Origin of the sequence: Amphritea sp. HPY, assembly GCF_050870985.1 — a bacterium.
Classification (GTDB): Bacteria; Pseudomonadota; Gammaproteobacteria; order Pseudomonadales; family Balneatricaceae; genus Amphritea.
Genome location: NZ_CP194015.1, coordinates 2,245,294 through 2,266,005, shown reverse-complemented (window position 1 = coordinate 2,266,005; position 20,712 = coordinate 2,245,294). Strand labels below are relative to the sequence as shown.

Genomic DNA, 20,712 nt, shown 5'->3' with positions numbered 1-20,712 from the left:
CGGTAGTGGAAGGGCCGTTGAGCCTATCGCTGCTGGGGTAATAATAGAAAGGTTATAGGGGAAAAAGGCGACGGCCTAGGACCGTCGCAAGAGGAAAGCCCCGGGGGACTCCCCAGGTGGATTAGTGTGCCGATACCGCGCGTTGGCCTCGCACCGGCAGGTGCTGCATGCTGTAGCCCTGGATGAAAGAGGCTTTGCAGATCAGGGTATATTTCATCCAGGCACCGCTGCCAACAGCCAGTATGCCCGCCAGCATTGCCGCTTCAGCCTGAGCGAAAGCAAAGCCAAGTAATACCACAGGTACGATATGACCCAGCCAGAGAAATTGTGGGTTGATCGCAGCAAATTTTTTCTGGCAGGCAGGCGGCGCACCGGCTTGCTCCAAACCGGCCCGGTAATGCTGCCACGCCAGTACCCGCAGGCCGAGAAGAATCAGCATCAGCGCCCAGCTCCAGGGCTGGTGGGTATCGATCAACGGCAGCGCTAGGATCAGTAAACCGCAGCCCTCGGTCAGACCAGTGGTGATAACCAGCTGCGGGCAACGTGGGTGACGCCATGCCGGAATTCCTTTATCGGCCAGCAAAATGCGTGATTGGCTGTATAGGAACAGTAGCGCCAGTAGCGCGGTAGGCCAGGCTAGCAGCGGCTCAAATAACCAGCTAGCGGCTCCGGCTGCAAACAGCAGCGGTGCCACGATTGCTTCACGCGACATCCAGGAGGTGGATATATGTTTGAAAACGTTCAGCGCACGCCAGGGCCGTCCAATTTCCAGCCAGACGCAGAACAGGCCCGCGCCAACCAGTGCCAGCCCTGCGAGCATTAGCCACAGGCTGTCGTAGCCCAGCGGGCTTAACAGTACCGACCAGAATATCAGGCCACTGCCGACACCGCCGCCGATAAAGTTACCGGCAGCACGCCAGTCCCAGTTGCGCTGTACCTTCGAATAGATGGAGGAGTTAGAGTTCTTCATCGTTTTTATCCCATATGTAATAAACGCCTGGACCGGTGCCCAGCTCTTCGTGTTGACGGAAGCTCTGTGTCTCTTTTAATAGCTTAGATACGTTGCTGTTGGGATCTTCGATATCGCCAAACAGCATCGCTCCGGAAGCGCAGGAGTTGACGCAGGCAGGGGTCACTTCTGGATCGACGCCGGGAGTCAGGCCTTTTTCATGAGCAAGATCGATCCGCTCGATGCAGAAGGTGCACTTGCTCGCGACCTCGATCCTGGCCGGATCAAACATCTTTGCTTCGTTTGCCATCGGCTTGTCGCCATAGGCGAACTTAGCGTCGTGGGCGATCGAACGCGCTTCGTAAGGGCAGGCCATGACGCAGTTGGAGCAGCCGATACACATGTCATAGTCGATGCTGACCAAACCATCGTCGCGTTTTTGGGTGGCGGTGGTGGGGCAGACCTCTTCGCAGGGTGGTTCATCGCAGTGCATGCAGGCAACAGGCATAAAAGTGCGGCGTACATCGGGGAATTCGCCGGTTTCGATATCCAACACCTTGCGCCACTGAACGCCTGGTGCAGTTCCGTTTTTCTGTTTACAGGCCGCGGTACAGGTTTGACAACCGACGCAGCGACGCAGGTCGACCGTCATGGCGTAACGAGTCATAGGGATTCTCCTTTTACCTTGCTTATGGCGATCACTATCGTCCTGGCATTGCGGTTCATGAAGATTCTCCTTTTACCTTGCTGATGGCGACCCGAACGATATCTGCACCGGAGCCGGTGGCGTCGGTCAGTTCCAGGGACATCGGCGCGATGGTATTGAGGCTCGGCATCTCCAGATCCTTAGCGTAAGGGGTGGCCCAATGATCGAACTGACCGACGATCACCAGCGTGTCGGGGCGTACGCCCTGGATCAGTTCGGCACGACCGATGGTGACGCCGATGTTGGAACGGATCTCCACCCGATCGCCGTTAGCAATCCCCAGTTTGGCGGCGCTGCTGCTATTCATGATAACGCCGGTATGGCCGCGGACGTTTTGCGACACCTCGCGCATCAGTTGGATGCTGACGTTGGCGCCGGTGTGGTACTGCATGCTCTTGGTGGCCAGTAGCCAGAACGGATAATCGTCGGGATCAGCGCCTTCGTTCTTTAACGCGGTTTCCCAGCGGCCGGGGATATCGTGCCACTCGGGCAGCGCGGAGTACTCGGAGAGTTGCTCGTCCCACCAGGCGATATCTTTTTCGTGCAGGCGGTTACCCAGCTCTTTACCGATCCGCAATAAACGCTCCTGATAAGGCATTTCAAAGCGGATCCCTTGCTCTTTCATGGTGGGGTAAAGGTACCAGGATTTTTGCGGGATCGGTTTTAGGTAAAGCCCGTTCTCTTTGTACCAATCGAGGTCTTTGGTTTCCTCGTTGTTGCTCAGTTCAGTGCTGGTCGCTTTGCAGACCGCATCCCAGATTTCGTCGGGTTGATGGGCTTTATTAACATCCAGACTAAAATCGTAACCCTCTCCTTTCAACGGAGCGACACCGCCGGCACCACGGTTGATAGCGGTGTTGTATTTGTCCAGCAGGTCCATGCGTTTGGCCAGCTCGGTAGAGATCCAGGTGAAATCTTTGGCTTCGCCCTGCGGTTCGACCACTTTCTGACGCAAGATCGATCCCTTGTGCTTCCAAAACTGCTCGACAAACTTGGTGCCGCCAATCGGGATCAATTGGGTCGACTCCAGATCGGTGGCCTCGGGCAACAGCAGGTCGGCCATCCAGTTGGTTTCGTCAAGGGTGTAAGCAAAGCTCACGGTATAGGGGAAGTCGGCAATCGATTTATTCAGATTACGGGTGTCCCAGAATGAAATGGCCGGATTGGAGCGGTACACAAACCAGATATCGGGCTTGGTCGGCTCGGGAAGGTTGAACCCTTCGGGACGATCTTTCTGGAACATCCAGGCTAACTGGGTGGGTCCCAATGCCTGACTCCAGGCTGAGCTACCGACGATCGGCACCAGGGTGGTGTGGGCGTTACGTCCGGTTGGCTCGGCCACCCAGTTCTCTTTGTCGGTGGCGTTAAGCTTTTGTTCCATAAAGCCATCGATGCCGGGCTTAACGGAGCGTAAGCGATCTTCGTGGGGGCGGTTAAGGCGCACGGTGGTACCCAGGGTGCCGCCAGGCACTTCAAGGGCGCCGACTAAGGTGGCCATCACCGTCCGGGCCCAACAGCACTCATATGCGCCCCAGCCGTTGTTGACCGACTTGCCGAGTGTTACCGCCACCGGCCGGAATGGCAGGGTGGCACCGTCAATTTCGATGGTCTCGCCGATGCAGGCGTTGTCGAGGTATTCGGAGGCGATCCGACGGATGGTGTCGGCCGGGATATCGCAGACCCTGGCCGCCCAATCCGGACTGTACTGGGCGATGTGATCGAGTAGCTTGTTAAAGCCGGTAGTGGCTTCGATATCGTTCAGTTGATGGCGTTCGTCATCGGCATCGACGCTGATCGCAGACCTGACCTTAAAGGTACCCTCGAGTGCCGGTACCACGTTGGCGCTATCAAAGGGTACCGCCTGTTGTTGTTCGCTATCCCATATTAGCGGTTTGGCGCTGTTCGGATCGCGCAGGTATAAGCCGTCCGGACCGACCAGATACGGCGACGCGGTTTGGTTACGCAGGAAGTCGATGTCGAGCTCATTACGTGGGTGGTCGTGCAGCATGCTGTGGATCAGCGCGAACATGAACGCGGCATCGGTCTTCGGACGGATCGGCACCCACTCGGCGGCGGTAGCTCCGGTGACCGACTGATGCGGCTCGACCTGGACCCGTTTGTAGCCCCGCACTCGCGCATCGGCATGGCGAGCAATCGCGCAAGGCCCTCCGGTGGCATCAACATTGGTGCCGAGCGAGAGTACGAATCGGGTATAGGGCGTGTCGGCGGCGACGGTAAATGCGCGGTGCCAAAACTCACCGTAGAGGTGCTCGGAGTGAACGCATTTAACCCCCTGGCCCGAACCAAAGCTAAAATCGATCGGTCCCCAGGAGGCGAGGAAAGCGGGGAAGGTGCCCATGTAGTACATCGGTGTGCCGCCGTGGCCGAAAGTCGCCGCAGTCCGGGGCGTTCCTTGCTCATCGATAAGGCCTTTGGCGCGAATGCTGTTGAGTTTGTCGGTGAGCAGCGTTAACGCTTCATCCCAACTAATCGGCACGAACCCTGGATCTTCATCCATGCCCTTGTTGGGGTTGGTGCGTTTCATCGGTTGCAATACGCGGTGTGGGTTGTAGGTTTTTTGTACTAACCCGTAGGCCTTGACGCACGGACGGCCCTTGCCGGGGTGCGAATCGCAGGCATCAAAATTGGGCATCACCTGCGTGGCCACACCGTCGACGACTTCCACTTTCATCGGGTCTGGCCCTGCGACACAGTTGTAGCAATAAGATGGGACCGTTTTGGTATTAGAACTGTTCATCGGTGCTTCCTTGGGCTGTGTTAGGGTTAAACAATCCGCTCGGGATGGGCATAGACCGACAGTCGGCTGTCGCGGGCGAAGCCGACCAGTGTCACACCCAGATCCTGGGCCAGTCGTACCGCCAGCCCGGTAGGGCCGGACACGGCTGCGATCACTGATATGCCGCAAACGGCTGCTTTCTGGACGATTTCGTAGCTGGCGCGGCTGGTCATAATCAGCATGCCCTGATTCAGGTTCAGGCCACTGTTGAGGTTGTTGCCGATCAGCTTGTCGAGGGCGTTATGGCGACCGACATCTTCACGGATGGCGACGATATTACCCTCAGCATCACTCCAGGCTGCGGCATGGACCGAGCCGGTGTGATTAAACAGGTGTTGCTGGCTTTTCAACTGGTTGCAGGCGCTCTCTATTGCGCTGGCCGCGATGGGCTGACCACCGGCAGGAAATGGATCTGGAGAATGGGCTAGTTGAGCCAGGCTTTCTTTGCCGCAGAGGCCGCAACCGGTACGACCAGCCAATGAGCGGCGGTGAGATTTGAGCGCCCAAAAGCGGGATTGCGGGATGGTGATGGCGAGCTGTATTCCGGCTTCCTGGCTAGAGATCTGCACATCGTAGATCTCATCGGCATCTTCGACGATGCATTCACTGAGCGAAAAACCTCTGGCGAAGTCTTCCAGATCTTGTGGGCTGCACATCATCACGGCGTGGGACAGGCCGTTATACTCCAGTGCGACAGGCACCTCTTCGGCGACCCAGTCTGCGATATCTTCGACCTGGCCGGCCAGCCAGCGACTGACCGGATACTCCGTCATCGCTTGAGTGTTCCGATGATCTGCAACCTGGCGATCGGCACCAGTGTTGCTCATCGTCAAAGCATTATTTGACATAAGGACATCCGCTTACTTATTTATTTTTGTTTAAAGCCTGCATAAAGCACAGGCCTAGTTGCGGTATGGATGTGTTATATGTTACGCCTGAATTGGCTTATAACAATATTTTTGTATCGTACGCGTTCCACTAGAAGGAACTTTTGTCAAGGCTTAGTGCTGTGCAGGCTGTAGCCTGCTTGGTTTAATTCCGATCACGCCGTTTGACGGTTTTGGGGTCAGCGAAGACAGGATTGTAGATCTCAATACGATCACCGGGTCGTAATTTTTGTGTCAGTTTAGCCAGCTTTCCGAAGATGCCGGTTTTGAGAGTATCGAGCTCGATGCCAGGAATGCGTTGAAGAATCCCCGAGCTTTCGATCGCTTCACCGAGGGTGCTGTTTTCGGTGACATCGAACTCCAGCCACAGCGGTTTGTCAGGGTGGGCGTAAACTAAGCTGACATTCATGCTTTATTACCTTCTGGTGAGGATTCGTCGAGATCTGTTACGGCGATCAGGTTGGCTTGCATGCTGGTTGGGCGTTGCTCAAAGCGACGATCAACCAAACGCTTGGCGACGATTAAAAACCCCAGCGCCAGAAAGCCACCGGGGGGGAGCAGCATCAGTACGATGCCTTGGTAGTCTTCGAACAGCACCAGCTCCAAGCCGGTAAACCCCGAACCGAGTAACAAGCTGGCGTTGGCAAACAGGGTGCCGCTGCCGAGAATCTCACGGGTGGCACCCAGCAGTACCAGTGCCAGGGTGAAACCGATGCCCATCATTAGACCGTCGACGATGGATGGCAGTACCGGTTGGCGCGAAGCAAAGGCCTCGGCGCGGCCGAGAATAGCGCAGTTGGTGACGATCAATGGGATAAATAGCCCCAGCATTTTGTGTAGATCATGCAGCCAGGCGTTCATGGCCATATCGACCAGGGTAACCAGCGTGGCGATCAGCAGCACGAAGATGGGGATGCGAACTTTAGGGCTGATCAATGAGCGGGTCATCGACACCAGCAAGTTAGAGCCTACTAATACTGCGGTCGATGCCAGCCCCATTCCCAGGCCGTTAGTCGCGGTCGAGGTGACCGCTAACAGTGGGCACAGCGCCAGTAACTGGCCGAACACGATATTGTTATGCCACAGGCCATCGCGAATGATCTGGCTATAGGTACTCATGACGATGCTCCATTGACAGGGACATTGTCAGGGACATTGTCAGGGACATTGTCAGGGTCATTGGCGATGGATGGGCTGACGGGTATAACTACTGCGGTCGATGCCAGGCCTATTCCCACTCCCAGGCCGTTAGTCGCGGTCGAGGTGACCGCTAACAGTGGGCACAGCGCCAGTAACTGGCCGAACACGATATTGTTATGCCACAGGCCATCGCGAATGATCTGGCTATAGGTACTCATGACGATGCTCCATTGACAGGGATATTGTCAGGGTCATTGGCGATGGATGGGCTGACGGGTATAACTACTGCGGTCGATGCCAGTCCTATTCTCAGGCCCAGGCCGTTAGTCGCGGTCGAGGTGACCGCTAACAGTGGGCACAGCGCCAGTAACTGGCCGAACACGATATTGTTATGCCACAGGCCATCGCGAATGATCTGGCTATAGGTACTCATGACGATGCTCCATTGACAGGGACATTGTCAGGGACATTGGCGATGGATGGGCTGACGGGTATAACTACTGCGGTCGATGCCAGTCCTATTCTCAGGCCCAGGCCGTTGGTCGCGGTCGAGGTGACTGCTAACAGTGGGCACAGCGCCAGTAACTGGCCGAACACGATATTGTTATGCCACAGGCCATCGCGAATGATCTGGCTATACGTACTCATGACGAAGCTCCGTTGACAGGGATATTGGCAGTGGGCTGGCTGACGGGTATAGCGGGCTTTGTTAGTAACCTTGCCTGCTGCTGTCGGTAAAGTTGCAGACCCGCTTTAACGGCATTGATGACGGCGCGGGGGGTGATGGTTGCACCGGTGAACTGGTCGAACTGGCCGCCATCTTTTTTTACCGCCCAGCCTTTATCGCTGAGATTGAGCAGCGAGCGGCCGTCGAGGCTGCGGATCCAGTCCGATTTGGCAATTTCTATCTTATCGCCCAGCCCCGGCGTTTCGGCGTGCGATAACACCCGAACACCCAACACCTGACCCTGGTGATCGACCCCCATGATCATCTTGATCGGGCCGCCGTAGCCATCGGGAGCAGTGATACCGAACGCCACGGCTGTAATCGCTTGTTGCCGCTCCCCGCGATAGATAGGCAGGTTTTTTCCTGCCATATCGAGTAGCTCGAGTGGCGCTTCCAGCAGGTCGTTATCGTGCAGTGCGGCGGGCAAAACCTGGCTGAGTGATGCCTTCAGGTCTTCAGCCTGGCGCTCGGCAATGGCATCTTTGGTGACCAGATGACCCAAGGCAAGCAGCGAGGTGGACAGCAGCACGGCAACGCCCAGCAGTAGCCCTGGGTAGCCCAGCGAGAACAGATTGGTTTTCTTTGGCGGTTCGCCTTTAGGTTCTGTCTTAGGTTCTGTCTTAGGTTCTGCCTGGGGCGCATCGGCTGGGTTAGTCATTGTACTCATGACTGCTCTCCTGGCGGTGTCAAATCGGGCATAGGTAACGGTTGGCCGCGTCGATTACGGCCGTATTGACGTGGTTTGAGGTAGTGATCGATCAGTGGTGTCATACCGTTCATCAGTAGCACGGCGAATGCGACGCCTTCGGGGTATCCACCCCAGGTGCGGATGATGAATACCAGCAAACCGCACCCACCGCCGAACAGGATCTGCCCGCGCAGGGTGGCGGGCGAAGTCACCGGATCGGTCAGAATGAAGAACGCCCCGAGCATCAGTGCACCGGAACTCAGGTGATATAGCGGGCTGGCGTATAGCTCGGGATCGATAACATGAAACAGACCCGCCAGTAGTGCCACGCTGGCCAGCATACTGACCGGAAGTTGCCAGTTGATGACCCCTTGCCAGATCAGGTAGATACCGCCAGCTGCGATCAACAGCGCCGAGGTTTCACCGAGGCTTCCGGCGGTATAGCCGAGACTGTTAAACAGCAGATTGTATTGGCCTTCAAAGATCAGACTCAGTGTTTGCCCCTGGCCGAGGTCGGTTTTGACCTGTCCCAGCAGGGTCGCGCTGCTGAAACCATCGAGCGGCATAGCACTGTTAATGGCACTGTTAATAGTACCGTTAAAGGTGATAGCCAGCGCATCGGCAAACCCGGGCGTGGTGGCAGAAAACAGCGGTGCCGGGCTGATCCAACTGGTCATCTGCAGTGGGAACGACAACAGCAAGGCGACCCGCGCCAACATCGCCGGGTTGAAAGGGTTTTGCCCCAGACCGCCATAAACATGTTTACCGACAATAATCGCAAAGCCGCTGCCGCCGACCGCGATCCACCAGGGCGCCCAGGGGGGAAGAGTTAAAGCCAGCAGCAATCCGGTGAGTAGGGCGGAGCCGTCAAACAGCACCAGTGAGATCCGCTTTTTAACCAGCCAGACGCACAGCGCTTCGAAGAAGGCTGCACTGAGTAGGCACAGTACTACTGTGTTAAGGGCCGGTAGCCCGAACAGGTAGATGCCAAACAGGGTAGCGGGGAGCAGGGCCATGATCACCATGGCCATCAACGACGGGACTTTGCCGGGGTTACGGACGTGAGGTCCCGCTTGTGGATTCAATCTGATCACTGGGTGTCCTCTGGTTGGGGTGGTTTGTTGGCTAGTTTTTCGGCTTTAGCCGCTGCTCGCTGCGCCTTCAAGGTCGCTTTTTCTTCGGCTTCACGCTGCAATCGTTCGGTTCGGTTTTGTGCCCACTGGCGGGTTTTACTGGTTTTGATCTTGGTATTGCGTCGATCTTGCAGCTCGCCCTTGGCGTAATTGAAATACTGCACCAATGGAATTTTCGAGGGGCAGACGTAGGAGCAGCAGCCGCAGCCGATGCAGTCCAACACGCCCAGCGCTTCGGTACCGGTGACATCGTCAGCGCGCATCCTGGCACCCATCTCCAGTGGCATCAGGCCGACCGGACAGGCTATCACGCAGCGTCCGCAACGGATGCAGGGGCGTTCGGGGCCATCGTCGATTTCGTGCTCAGTCAGAGCCAAAATGCCACTGCTGCCTTTGACGATGGGCACCTTTTGGTGCGGCATCACCTGGCCCATCATCGGTCCACCCATCACCAGGCGGGCGGGTGTTTCGGTTAATCCACCGCAGAATTCGATCAGATCCTCCACCCGGGTACCGATCGGGACCAGTACATTCTGCGGATTTCTGACCGCGCCGCCGGACACGGTTACGACACGCGAGATCAGCGGTTCATCTATCCGCAGGGTGCGGTAGATGGCGAATGCAGTGCCGACATTGTGAACGCAGACGCCGATGCCGCCGGGTAGCTGACCCTGGGGCAGCTCGTGGCCGGTGATGATCTGCACCAGTTGTTTCTCCCACCCCATCGGATAACGTGATGGAATCTGGATCACTTCGACGCCGTCGCTCCGTGCAGCCGCGGCTTGCATCGCATCAAACGCGGCCTGCTTATTATCTTCGATGGCCAGCACCGCGCGCCTGGCCTGCAGCGCGTGACGAATCAGTCGGATACCGTCGAGCACGTCATCGGGACGTTCCTGCATTAAGCGGTCGTCGCAGGTCAGGTAGGGTTCGCACTCGCTGCCATTGATGATCAGGGTGTGAATCGGGTTTTTCGGGTTGGGCATCAACTTGACCGCCGACGGGAAGGTCGCGCCGCCCATGCCGACAATGCCTGCCTGGCTGACCCGGTCAGCAATCTGCTGCGCGCTCAGGTCGAACGGATCGCCAGCTTCGGTCAGGTTTTTGAATATGCGTTCCTGCACATCGGTTTCGATCACGATGGTACGTACCGGCAAACCGGTGGGATGAGCCGCAGGATGTTCCTCGATCTCGATAATGGTGCCCGACCCAGGGGCGTGAATGGGGGCGGATATCATCCCCTGGCTGCGAGCCAGTAGTTGCCCTTTTTCGACCTTCTCACCGACTTCGACCTCGGTTTTGGCCGGGGCGCCGATGTGTTGTTGTAGCGGGATGTATAGCCGCCTGGGCATCGGCATCCGTTGGATTTCCTGACGCTCAGTGTGATGCTTCAGTGCTTCGGGGTGGACGCCACCGCGTAATCCAAACAGCTTCATTGGGCACCGTCCATTCCGGTCATCGGGATGCGAAAGGGGTTGGGGCGTGGCGGTTTGCTCCAGCGCCAGTTGCTCAGGTTAAGTTGCATCTCGGCCAGCAGAATACCTTCGGTCGGGCAAGCGTCGACGCAAGCACCACAGCCGTTACAGGCTTCGTTGAGTACTACGTGGAGCTGCTTGGGTGCGCCGACGATGGCGTCGGTGGGGCACTCCTGAATGCACTTGGTGCAGCCGATGCATAGCTCAGAGACCACCCTGGCCAGGCTAGGCAAAACCGGTGTGGCTGGCTGCTGTTGCTCCAGCGGGCGCCCCAGAGCTTCGGACAACTGTCGGGTCATAGACGTGCCGCCAGGGGGGCAGAGTGTCAGCGGTGCTTTGCCGTTGATCAGTGCGGCGGCGGCCTGACCACAGCCGGCATAGCCGCATTGGCCGCACTGGGTGCCAGGAAGCAGCTCGGTGATCTGGGCAATCTGCGGGTCCTCTTTGTAAGGCAAAAAGTAGTCTACGGCGCTAAGCATCAGGCCGAGAACCATGCCGATCAGGGTCAGGATTAGAATGGAACTGATCATAATGTCGCTCTCCCGCAGTTATTTTTATTGTCGCTAGATTGAGTGTGATTGATGCGTGCGCTAAGTCATCGGGGTCACTGCAGTGGCAAGCCGGAGAAACCTAAAAATGCCATCGACAGTAACCCTGCGGTGATAAAGGCGATGGGGGGGCCGGCAAATAGTTTGGCGGTGTTGGCGAGTGCCTGACGTTCACGCAATCCGGCAAACATGACCAGTACCAACAAGAATCCCAGCGAAGCGCCGATGCCATACATCACGCTCTGTAGAAAACTGTTGTTTTGCTGTGTGTTGAGCAGCGCGACACCGAGTACGGCGCAGTTAGTGGTGATCAGCGGCAGAAAAATACCCAGATTCTGATACAGCGCAGGGCTCAGGCTACGGATATAGATCTCGATGAACTGAACCACAGCCGCAATGATCAGGATATAGCTCAAAATACGCAGGAATTCGACCTCCAGCGGCTGCAAAATATAGTGCTCAATCAGCCAGCTGGCAGCAGTCGCCAGCGTCAGTACGAACATGGTGGCCAGGCCCATACCAATGGCTGACTCGATCTTGCTGGAGACTCCCATAAAGGGGCATAGCCCCAGAAACTGCACCAGTACAACGTTATTCACCAGCGCCGTTCCGAGCAGCAGAATGAAGAATTCGTTCATCTATTCTCTCCGGTCCGGGGTACGTCTAGTGGTAGTAATGTGATTGGTGGCTGATGGTTTGCCCTAACGTCAGATCCGTCACAGCAAAATCAGTGCCGGGCGGCAGGTCATCGGACCGATTGAGCAGAGAATCGATCACCGGCAGGTAGCTTGACTCTGCGACTTGCAGGTAGCGGTTTAGCCGGTTGTTCAGCAAGGGAGCCAGTCGTAACGCATCATCCCAGTAGTCCTCGCCATGGCGCAGTGGGGTGTCGAATGCAGATTGCGTAGCGGGTGACTGTAACGATGAACGCAACGCTTTGATGGTGTTGAGTAGCTGATAAACCTGCGTTGAAATCTCGCGTCTGCGTGGTTTGAGGTTGGCAATAATCGAGCGCCTGGATGACTGCTTTAGCAGGCCAAAAAGCTGCTCCTCTTCGAGCGTAAAGCTATAAGTCATCTGTTCCAGGGCCGTCTCTAAACCGGCCAGTATGGCACTCATCCGCGCGGGAATAGGTTGAGCTGAAAGGTGCTGATAGCAGCTGCCTTGCTGCTCTTCTTCCAGTAGTTCGAGCCATTCGATGGGGGTGAATAGGTCATTGTGCAGGCGTTGGATAATTTTATTGTTATATGACATATGGTCTTCCAACCTGTTGAAATATGACTGTTTTTGTTTCGCCTTTATAGCCTGGTGGAGAGTGGCTAAGAAACATTCTATCTAGTGGAAAGCAAATGTTTACGTTGGCGTTAAGTTGTGGTTATACTAGATCAATGTTCTCGTTAGCGTCAAGTTTAAAATGGAACGCCACGAAGACCTTTACTCAAGTTCAGATGCGGTCATGCCTTCACCACAGAAGAGCGTCATCGCTTAACCAATACACGGGGAGTAACCCATATGACGGTACCTTCTATATCCATCACAATGACTGGTAGTGGCGGTTCAGGTGTAATGACTGCGGGTAACTTGCTGTTAGAGGCGGCAGGTCGAGCAGGCTGGTTCGGAATGATGACCCGATCTGCCGGTCCGCAAATTCGAGGCGGTGAGGCGGCAGCGATGTTGCGCTTATCGTCAGAGCCGGTGTTGGCTCACCAGGATCGTTATGACATTTTGCTGGGGATCGATTGGAAAAATGCCGATCGTTTCGCCGCCGAGATCCCGCTCGACGGTGATAGTTTGATTGTTGGCCCTGGCGAGGCGCCTGCCATCTTCGCCGAAGCGGCTGGACAGCAGTTTCAACTGGACCTGCCTAAAATAGCCAAGAGCGTCAGCGGTGGCCGTCCCAACATGGTGGCGCTGGGCGTTGCGGCAGCTATCGTGGGATTACCCGAAGAGGCCGTAGCTCAGGTGATCGATAAGGCTTTAGGGCGTAAAGGTGCAGACGCGGTAAGCGCGGGCATGGAGTCGGTACGTGCGGGTATAGAGGCTGCCAGGGCGCTGCCCCGTTTTGATAGCCTGGCGGTCAATACCGAGGCCGAGACCACCAGTCAAGAAGCGCGCTGGAACATCTCCGGCAACGAAGCTTGTGGTTTGGGCGCGGTACGTGGCGGGGTGCGTTTTGTTGCCGCATACCCGATTACCCCGGCTACCGAAGTGCTTGAGTGGTTGGCACCGGCGTTACCTAAGCTGGGTGGCGCGCTGGTACAGGCTGAAGACGAATTGGCATCGGTAACCCAGATTATCGGTGGTTCCTTTGGCGGCACGCCCTCTTTGACGGCCACTTCTGGCCCTGGCCTGGCGCTGATGATGGAATCGATTGGCCTGGCGGTCGCATCAGAAACTCCGATTGTGGTGATCGATGTGATGCGCGGAGGCCCTTCCACCGGCATCCCAACCAAGTCGGAACAATCAGATCTGAATATCGCCCTCTACGGGCTTCATGGTGATGCCCCGCACCTGGTGTTGGCGCCATTAACTATCGGCGATTGTGTATTCACTACTCAATGGTCGGTGGTGTTGGCCGAGAAGCTGCAAACGGCCGCCATCGTGTTATCGGATCAAGCGCTGGGACAGACACGGGCGATCATTCCTAAGCAGCAAGATGTGGGGATGGTAGCCGAACGCGAGGTGCCAGAAACGCTGGATGAGAGCTATCAACGCTATGCCAATACCGAATCAGGCATCTCACCGATGTCGATTCCGGGTCAAGTTGGCGGTCAATACTGTGCCGATGGGTTGGCGCACACGCTGACAGGACTACCTTCGAGTAAGGCCGATGATCACCATCTGCAGATGGATAAGCGGCTGCACAAACTGACCAATTATGAGTTCTCGAGCCATTGGGCCGAGATAGAGGGTAGCGACGATGCCGAGGTGGCGGTACTGACCTGGGGATCGAGTTACGGTGCAGCCAGTGAAGCGATAGCTACTATGCAGACCGAGGGTAAGAAGGTGCGTTTGATCGCCATGCGTTTGCTATCACCGGCTCAGCCAGAGAAATTGGCCGATTCGCTGCGAGGTATCAGTAAAGTGTTGGTGGTTGAACAGAGTCACAGCGGACAGTTTTATCGCTACTTACGTGCCCAATACGATATCGATGCGGAAGTTCGCTCGATGGCGGTGCCGGGGCCTCTGGCTATCCGTCCTTCCGATATCCTTAAAACCCTTAGCGAGTGGAGCTGATCATGATTGCGACTACAGGAACACATTTATCCGAAGGGGGTTGCCAGATTATGGCGGCCAAGGACTACAAGTCAGGCGTCAAGCCAGTATGGTGTCCGGGTTGCGGCGACTATGGGGTGCTGCTATCGCTGACCAAGACTCTGGCCGAGCTGCAACTGTCACCCGAACAGGTGTCGGTGATCTCCGGCATCGGCTGTTCTTCACGAATTCCCGCCTACCTGAAAACCTACGGTTTTCATGGTGTTCATGGCCGGGCTTTACCACTGGCGACCGGGCTCAAGGTATCGCGTCCGGATCAGACTGTGATCGTGGCCAGCGGCGATGGCGACGGTTTCTCGATCGGGGGTAACCATTTTCTCCATGCCTGTCGGCGTAACGTTAACCTGACCTATATCGTGATGGATAACCAGCTCTACGGCATGACCAAAGGTCAGGCCTCGCCCACCAGCGAACCCGATTGGGAGAAGGGCAAACTGACTCCTGGCGGAACCGGTATCAACCCGTTCCATCCATTGGTGGTAGGGTTGGCCTCGGGCGCTAATTTTATCGCCCGTGTATCGGGTACCGACGCTAATGGCGCCGTGCCGATCTTGAAAGAGGCGATCGAGCATCCCGGCTTCTCGCTGGTACATATCCTTAGCCCCTGTATCACCTACAACCGTGATCAGTTGGAATGGAAAAAACAGGTCAGGCAAGCACCGGTCGCGGCTACCAGTGATCCGGCTCAAGCTGCAAGGCGACTGATGACCGACGATAACCTTAACCTGGGTGTGCTGTATAAGGGCGATAGAAAGCCCTATCAGCCAGACCTTAAGGCTCAGGTTGATAGCGTAGAAGTGCTTGAAGAGCAGTTCGCCGTGTAAGCCAGTTATTGAAGAGCCTGGTTACCCTGCCAGGTCTTGTTGAAAGCCGCCTCACCAGGCGGTTTTTTTTATGGCGCATCCAGGTTAAGGTGAAATGAGCGGTTTACCACAGAGGGCACAGAGAAGAGCGTAAGGATATGTAAAAGACAGAACCTTTCCCGCTAATTCGTGATGGACCAAAAGAGACGGGCCCTGAGCCAGGATTCGTGAGCGTTCCGCTGGCATAAAAATCATCAGCGTTCGCCGATGCGATTTGATGACCAAATAACAATATATAAGATCAATAAAGCCTCATCTTTTATATCAAATGAGCCTTAAGTCGTTTTTGTGTCGAGAGATGAATGCTTAGTCGCTAGAACGTGATTTCGTCACTTGCTAGTGGTTAGACGGGAAACTGCGTTTTACTTGCTAGAAAGAATATTTTAAGAGCACCTCAGGCGCTCTTTGTATGTCTGCTTTGTGCCAACAGCGGTCATAAATAAAAGGGCACTTTGAGCGCCCTTTAATTAACAAGAGTGTTAGTGTCACTTAGCTAGACCATGTGTATCTTCATCATAGATTTCTTTATTCTAAATGACCAGCATTTGTGAGAGGCGCACGGAAATTTGGTGTTTTAAACGGCGTTTTATTATCCCCAAATGGAATTGCTATACCTAGCTGCACTGAATTCATAAGACCACTTTCCGTTTCACTGTCAGGTTCATCTACCTCGAGCCAGTCAGCCTGATAACCGACATACCAGTTAATAGTTTCATTTATTGGTGCTTCGTAGGTAAATGCAAACTGCACCCATGTTCCATTATCTTTTTCGTCTGCGCCGCTATCTTCATCAAAATCACCATAACCTACGGCCATGCTGCCAGTTAAACTCCCGCGACTTATTGCTTTTTCCCCACCAAGTCGGGCAAAAATCATATCATGCATAGTGTCATCATCATTATTATCTTCATCGCCAATATATTCCATATAGCCGCCCTGAAGATAGTAGTTGTTCATAAAGCGTTTTTCAGCCCCCAGGCCCCAAACAGGGCCAGCATCATCATCGTCCCCGTTATTTTTGCCTACAGCATAAAAACCAAATACTCCCCAGGGATCATGTTCTTCAGCATTCACAATATAATGTAAGCCAAAAGAGTAATACTCAGAGTCATCATCGTTATCAGTTTCTGTGCTCTTGTGATGATCTATGGTTAAGTCCGCATAGAGTCCTGCGCCACTATCTAGTGATTTGAACCCCCCAAGATAAACAAAGCTTCCATTAGCGCTCTCATCAAACTCGTCGTCAGAGCCATCAAGACCTTCATTAGTAATAAAGACATGTTGATAACCTATGGAAACTTCCCCGCTGTATTCTTCAGCCTGAGCTATTGACGCAGTTGCAAGAGTTGTTGCGGCAACAATAGATAATAACTTTTTCATCATAAATCCTTTTGTATATAGCAATATAAGAAGCATAGTAACATCGATACTCTACAGATCATGATTGATATAGGTCAACTCGCCCCTTGTAAACACTGAGAAGGGCTCAGAGCATTGTCGTAATTAGTGCTGTGTGTGAATTTATAAGTGATATACATCACTTCTTGTATACATTGAAAAAGATGGGTAACGGACTACCACTTAATAATGAAATATACAGAAATGGTAATGTCCGCTTTGTGCTGCGGACATACTGAGAATGTCTTAGTTAAGCTTGTAAACAACTAAGTGCTAAGGCAAATTAGAACTACTCTTGATTGGCAGTTGATACTGTTCCATATCAAGCCTTAAAAAGGATTGTTTGTAGATAACATCAAGGAATCGAATAGGGATGACTCGACCAACGAAACACTTCTTGCTTGTTTTTATAACATTAATCATCCTCGCAGGGTGCATTGATATTGATAGAGATCGAGAGAATCAAATCAAAAAGCCCTATGCTGGTCATATGAAGATGGCTAGTGGTGAATTACAGCTAAAGCTCGAAGAAAATCTGAATAAATCAGGTATAGCATTTCATAAAGAACAGGATGGTTATATTTTATTTTCTCTCCATGACTATCACCATGTTCAATTTGCAAAAAGGCAAGTTCTAGGACGTATTAAGGAACCTTGGGACTTCGAGTCGATACCTCCTATGCATGAGCGCCACAAGGTCTTATTCGTAGATGCACTGAAAAAGAATGATATTTGGTATCAGATTGGTAAAGGCCCTACTGAAGAAATAATCACATGGAGAGGGGTAGACGGCCAGAAAGTTGACTTAATAAAGCGGGATGTAATGTTCAGAATACAAGGATTAGAACCTCCAAATTGATCCGAGTGGCGTGTCCGCTTTGGGTCGAAAGCAGGCGTGTTGGGTTTTATGCTCGTATCTAGCAAGGGAAACGCAGTTTCCTGTCTAGCTACTTTCATATCCTTACGCTCTCCTCTGTGTTCTCCGTGGTAAAACAAGCTCTTAACATGACACTTGGCTACTGTGGTAAACCGCTCATCTATCTCATTTCAACTTAACCGGCGAAGCACCTTTCTTTTACGGGTAATAGCCCCAAAAAATTATTAGGCGGCGTTTTGATAATTGGTGATACTTTTGGTTTTTTAATCGTCCAGATTGGGCGGGTCGAGGTCTTCATCCCAGTGGTTCTCTGGCTGTGGCAGGGTGCTGAGAAGCTGCCGCAGGGTCTGGATGTGATGTGCATGTTCCTGTTGGTGTGGTGAGTGCGGATTGTTTTCCATGTCTATGCGCGAATGCAGTGCCTTTAAAGTGCGTTGCTCGACGTTGAGCGCCAGTTCGACGGCATGGTAGGGCGTCATCAGATAGTGTGAGTTGGCGTTGATATCGTCGGCGGGGGACTCCTGATCGACGTTAAAGGTCAAAGGGGAGAGCTGAGACAGGTCTAAGTCTGCTGCCAGTATTTCGAGCTCTTGAACATGTTGCTGTTGATGTTGAGCAAGCAGGAGAAAGGTGGTGGCGGCGTCGGAGTTGTTGCAGTTTTCCAGTTGCTCGGCCAGTTCGGCATAGCATTCTGCCATCTCAGCTTTGAGTGTGATGGAGCCGCTAATCAAGGCGGTATGAGAGTGGGCTGTTGCGGTGCTATTCATCGGCAGACTCCTTGGGTGCTAAATGCACTACCCTTGTCTAAACCGGGAGGTTTCTTAGGTAGCGGTCGTTTTTATAAATTCCTGGCAGTGAGCTTTGGCGTTTTTAACCTCTACCAGTAGCTCTTCGATATCGCGCTTATTTTGCTCCAGTCGGTCTTCGTGTTTCTGTAGCAGTTTGAACCAGTGCTGTAACTGGGTGGCTTCGTCGGTACCCGAGTCATAGATATCGAATAGCTCGCGTGACTCATCAAGCGAGAAACCGACCCGCTTGCCGCGCAGAATCAGCATCAATCTGACCCTGTCACGTTTGCTGTAGGCGCGGCGGTACTTGCTTCGGTCGGGGTTTAATAAGCCCTTGTCTTCATAGAAACGAATCGCTCTCGATGAGATGTTAAACTCTTGCGATAGCTGAGTGATCGAGTAGCTGGTTTCGTTTGTCTCCGAAGCCGAATTATCCGCCTCGAATTCTGATTCATGTTTTAGATCGGTCACAGTATGCTGGTCTTTACTCGTTACTATAAGGATGTTGTCCGGCGCGTATTGTCGCAGCATGATAGATCTACTAAATAGCGCCGTTAACCACGATTTTACGATAACTTTTGTTTTAGCGAAACTGTTATGACTGACTGTATTTGGCAGCACTAGCGTTGTTAAACGTATTGACCCGCATCGACCCGAATCACTTCGCCGGTAATCATACGTGCGGCATCCGAAACCAGAAATAGCACCGCGTTGGCGATATCTTCGGGCAGTGCGAGTTTGGGAATCAGCGCTTCGTTCTGGGCTTTGTCGATATATTCGGGTGGTAGTTGTTTGGCCATTTCGGTCATCACCATACCCGGGGCGATCGCGTTGGCCGTTACCCCTTTGGCACCGAGTTCGCGCGCGGTAGTCTTGGTCAGTCCGATCAATCCGGCTTTGGCGGCGCTGTAGTTAGCCTGGCCAAATTTGCCGCGGATACCGTTGATCGAGGTGATGTTGACGATGCGTCCGTGTCCGGCGTTACGCATGATCGGCGCCATGGCGCGGATCATATGGAAGGCACCGCCAAGGTTGATATCGATCACCGACTGCCACTCGTCATCGGCCATCCTGGCCAGGCTGCGGTCGCGGGTGATGCCGGCGTTGTTAACCAATATGGTGGCGTTACCCGGCAGTGCTGCGACGGCCTGATTTACTGCCTCGGAATTGCTGATATCAACTTGATGATAGCTGAACGGATCGTCCGCGTTAGGGTTCTGCTCGCTGATGTCAAACAGATGCACCTCGGCACCGCGGGCATGCAGCGCTTGAGCGATGGCACGGCCGATTCCCCGGCTACCACCGGTGACAACGGCAGCTTTGCCATTGAGATCGTAAAGTTGTTCAAATGACATAAGGCTTCCGCTGTCGGTTGTGAGAAAGAGGCGCCTGTAATATTAGGGAAGGTGCGAATAAGTCTCTTGATTGCACCTTCCCCAGGCGCACTAATCTATAGTTAACGGCCTGTCAGTGGATAGGGCAGGTTAACGCCAGGCGTTGTGCTGGTCGGAATCCACATTGCTGCAAGAAGCCGTTGAGATTGAAATTATCCCAGGGCACCTCGGTACGTATCGATTCGACATGCAGCGCTTTGAGGTTGGCCACTAGCTGTGACACCAGCGCCTGGCCGATATTGTGGTCCTGCGCTGAAGGATCAACACCGATGGTATCGATTACCGCTTCGGAGCTGGTCAGGCCAAAACCACCGTTATCTACCCGCGCCATAATAAAGCCGCGAATGGTGGCAAGTTTATCCTTAACCGGATCATCTTTTTCTGCGACTAACGACACCCGGATACCCGACTCATTGAGGGCCTGGCTGACGGTGCGTTGGTAGTAAGCGGTTCGATCCTGATCGGTGATATGACGGTCGATGCGAATAATCGAGTCGAGGTCCTGCTCGGTCAGGCTGCGCATCGGTACCCGGTCGCGCGACAGATCGGTTCCTTCGGCCAGGGTCTCTGTCATGGCGTCGGTGGCGAGTTCGAGCACATGGCGGTTTGCCAGCTCGAAGCCTGCGTCGGAGAAGAATCGTAACAGGTCAGGTTGATCCCATTTGACCACCGATTGCAGCTCGCTACCGCCCAGTTGACGAACCTCATCGATCAGTCGGGTGAAAAGCGAATTACCTACGCCGCGGCGCTGGTATTCCCGGTCGACACCGATTGCATCCAGTACCGCGATCGGAGCGGTGCCGCCGAACTCACCTTCGAGCATCTGACAGGAAACAAAGCCTGCGATATTGCCCTCGAACTCGGCGCTCAGCGAGATAAAGGTATCAGGATTTTGTTGTTGAGCCTTCAGTCGTTTACTAAAAAAGTCTTGCCGCGGCGAGCCGCTGAATTGCTGATCCAGAGCAACGACCGCTTCCAGGTCGTCCGGGCTTAGGACCCGGACCTTTACGTTATTTTCCGTCATTGGTGAATGTCCTTTGTTGCGACTATTTGTCGCGACTTAAGT

Annotated in this window: 23 protein-coding genes; 3 read left to right on the top strand and 20 right to left on the bottom strand. The window is 54.1% G+C overall.

The features are described 5' to 3' along the window. Positions 1-121: 121 nt before the first annotated feature. The 15 genes from ACQUQM_RS10210 to ACQUQM_RS10140 all read right to left on the bottom strand — a co-directional run bounded on the left by ACQUQM_RS10210 (position 122) and on the right by ACQUQM_RS10140 (position 12,304). The gene (locus tag ACQUQM_RS10210; RefSeq protein ID WP_432474383.1) at positions 122-970 is read right to left on the bottom strand and encodes a DmsC/YnfH family molybdoenzyme membrane anchor subunit; all 849 of its coding nucleotides are present in this window, start codon (positions 968-970) and stop codon (positions 122-124) included. Beyond that, positions 957-1,616, bottom strand: a complete 660-nt coding sequence (locus tag ACQUQM_RS10205) for a 4Fe-4S dicluster domain-containing protein (protein ID WP_432474381.1) — start codon at positions 1,614-1,616, stop codon at positions 957-959. The genes ACQUQM_RS10210 and ACQUQM_RS10205 overlap by 14 nt, the downstream gene beginning before the upstream one ends. 55 nt (positions 1,617-1,671) lie before the next feature. Further along, positions 1,672-4,347 carry a molybdopterin-dependent oxidoreductase gene (locus ACQUQM_RS10200; RefSeq protein WP_432474380.1) on the bottom strand — a complete coding sequence of 892 codons (2,676 nt, stop codon included), beginning with the start codon at positions 4,345-4,347 and terminating at the stop codon, positions 1,672-1,674. A gap of 92 nt (positions 4,348-4,439) precedes the next feature. After that, complete coding sequence (fdhD, locus tag ACQUQM_RS10195; protein WP_432474379.1) at positions 4,440-5,300, bottom strand: formate dehydrogenase accessory sulfurtransferase FdhD; 861 nt, start codon at positions 5,298-5,300, stop codon at positions 4,440-4,442. A gap of 184 nt (positions 5,301-5,484) precedes the next feature. Continuing rightward, positions 5,485-5,748 (bottom strand): RnfH family protein, encoded by a 264-nt coding sequence (locus tag ACQUQM_RS10190; protein ID WP_432474378.1) that lies wholly within the window; start codon positions 5,746-5,748, stop codon positions 5,485-5,487. Beyond that, positions 5,745-6,458 (bottom strand): electron transport complex subunit E, encoded by a 714-nt coding sequence (locus tag ACQUQM_RS10185; protein ID WP_432474377.1) that lies wholly within the window; start codon positions 6,456-6,458, stop codon positions 5,745-5,747. The genes ACQUQM_RS10190 and ACQUQM_RS10185 overlap by 4 nt, the downstream gene beginning before the upstream one ends. After that, positions 6,455-6,697, bottom strand: a complete 243-nt coding sequence (locus ACQUQM_RS10180; RefSeq protein WP_432474376.1) for an Rnf-Nqr domain containing protein — start codon at positions 6,695-6,697, stop codon at positions 6,455-6,457. The genes ACQUQM_RS10185 and ACQUQM_RS10180 overlap by 4 nt, the downstream gene beginning before the upstream one ends. Next, positions 6,694-6,912 (bottom strand): Rnf-Nqr domain containing protein, encoded by a 219-nt coding sequence (locus ACQUQM_RS10175; protein WP_432474375.1) that lies wholly within the window; start codon positions 6,910-6,912, stop codon positions 6,694-6,696. Before ACQUQM_RS10175 ends, ACQUQM_RS10180 begins: the two co-directional genes overlap by 4 nt. Further along, a complete protein-coding gene (locus ACQUQM_RS10170) occupies positions 6,909-7,127 on the bottom strand; it encodes an Rnf-Nqr domain containing protein (protein WP_432474374.1) in 219 nt (72 codons plus the stop codon). Before ACQUQM_RS10170 ends, ACQUQM_RS10175 begins: the two co-directional genes overlap by 4 nt. Next, the gene (gene rsxG, locus ACQUQM_RS10165) at positions 7,124-7,873 is read right to left on the bottom strand and encodes an electron transport complex subunit RsxG (RefSeq protein WP_432474373.1); all 750 of its coding nucleotides are present in this window, start codon (positions 7,871-7,873) and stop codon (positions 7,124-7,126) included. Before rsxG ends, ACQUQM_RS10170 begins: the two co-directional genes overlap by 4 nt. Then, positions 7,870-8,988 carry an RnfABCDGE type electron transport complex subunit D gene (locus ACQUQM_RS10160; protein ID WP_432474371.1) on the bottom strand — a complete coding sequence of 373 codons (1,119 nt, stop codon included), beginning with the start codon at positions 8,986-8,988 and terminating at the stop codon, positions 7,870-7,872. Before ACQUQM_RS10160 ends, rsxG begins: the two co-directional genes overlap by 4 nt. Next, positions 8,985-10,463: an electron transport complex subunit RsxC gene (rsxC, locus tag ACQUQM_RS10155; RefSeq protein WP_432474370.1), complete on the bottom strand. Its 1,479-nt coding sequence runs from the start codon at positions 10,461-10,463 to the stop codon at positions 8,985-8,987. The genes ACQUQM_RS10160 and rsxC overlap by 4 nt, the downstream gene beginning before the upstream one ends. Beyond that, complete coding sequence (locus ACQUQM_RS10150) at positions 10,460-11,032, bottom strand: RnfABCDGE type electron transport complex subunit B (protein WP_432474369.1); 573 nt, start codon at positions 11,030-11,032, stop codon at positions 10,460-10,462. Before ACQUQM_RS10150 ends, rsxC begins: the two co-directional genes overlap by 4 nt. A 74-nt stretch (positions 11,033-11,106) precedes the next feature. Beyond that, positions 11,107-11,688, bottom strand: a complete 582-nt coding sequence (gene rsxA / locus ACQUQM_RS10145; RefSeq protein WP_432474368.1) for an electron transport complex subunit RsxA — start codon at positions 11,686-11,688, stop codon at positions 11,107-11,109. A gap of 25 nt (positions 11,689-11,713) precedes the next feature. After that, positions 11,714-12,304, bottom strand: a complete 591-nt coding sequence (locus ACQUQM_RS10140; protein WP_432474367.1) for a hypothetical protein — start codon at positions 12,302-12,304, stop codon at positions 11,714-11,716. Positions 12,305-12,562: 258 nt separating this feature from the next. Between ACQUQM_RS10140 and ACQUQM_RS10135 the strand changes: the two genes are divergently transcribed. Then, positions 12,563-14,287 carry a 2-oxoacid:acceptor oxidoreductase subunit alpha gene (locus tag ACQUQM_RS10135; protein ID WP_432474366.1) on the top strand — a complete coding sequence of 575 codons (1,725 nt, stop codon included), beginning with the start codon at positions 12,563-12,565 and terminating at the stop codon, positions 14,285-14,287. A gap of 2 nt (positions 14,288-14,289) precedes the next feature. Beyond that, positions 14,290-15,150, top strand: a complete 861-nt coding sequence (locus ACQUQM_RS10130; RefSeq protein WP_432474365.1) for a 2-oxoacid:ferredoxin oxidoreductase subunit beta — start codon at positions 14,290-14,292, stop codon at positions 15,148-15,150. A gap of 564 nt (positions 15,151-15,714) precedes the next feature. On the opposite strand, the gene ACQUQM_RS10125 is transcribed toward ACQUQM_RS10130, so the two are convergent. Continuing rightward, positions 15,715-16,569 (bottom strand): hypothetical protein, encoded by an 855-nt coding sequence (locus tag ACQUQM_RS10125; RefSeq protein WP_432474363.1) that lies wholly within the window; start codon positions 16,567-16,569, stop codon positions 15,715-15,717. Positions 16,570-16,960: 391 nt separating this feature from the next. Between ACQUQM_RS10125 and ACQUQM_RS10120 the strand changes: the two genes are divergently transcribed. Next, positions 16,961-17,446, top strand: a complete 486-nt coding sequence (locus ACQUQM_RS10120; protein ID WP_432474362.1) for a hypothetical protein — start codon at positions 16,961-16,963, stop codon at positions 17,444-17,446. Positions 17,447-17,727: 281 nt separating this feature from the next. Here ACQUQM_RS10120 and ACQUQM_RS10115 read toward each other — a convergent pair whose 3' ends face one another. The 4 genes from ACQUQM_RS10115 to ACQUQM_RS10100 form a co-directional block, all read right to left on the bottom strand. Next, a complete protein-coding gene (locus ACQUQM_RS10115; protein WP_432474361.1) occupies positions 17,728-18,231 on the bottom strand; it encodes a hypothetical protein in 504 nt (167 codons plus the stop codon). 54 nt (positions 18,232-18,285) lie between these two features. Further along, positions 18,286-18,783 (bottom strand): MerR family transcriptional regulator, encoded by a 498-nt coding sequence (locus ACQUQM_RS10110; protein ID WP_432474360.1) that lies wholly within the window; start codon positions 18,781-18,783, stop codon positions 18,286-18,288. Between the two features lie 98 nt (positions 18,784-18,881). Beyond that, entirely contained in the window at positions 18,882-19,607 is a 726-nt protein-coding gene (gene fabG / locus ACQUQM_RS10105) for a 3-oxoacyl-ACP reductase FabG (RefSeq protein WP_432474359.1), read from the bottom strand. Positions 19,608-19,719: 112 nt separating this feature from the next. Next, positions 19,720-20,670, bottom strand: a complete 951-nt coding sequence (locus ACQUQM_RS10100; protein WP_432474358.1) for a GNAT family N-acetyltransferase — start codon at positions 20,668-20,670, stop codon at positions 19,720-19,722. Between the last annotated feature and the right edge of the window lie 42 nt (positions 20,671-20,712).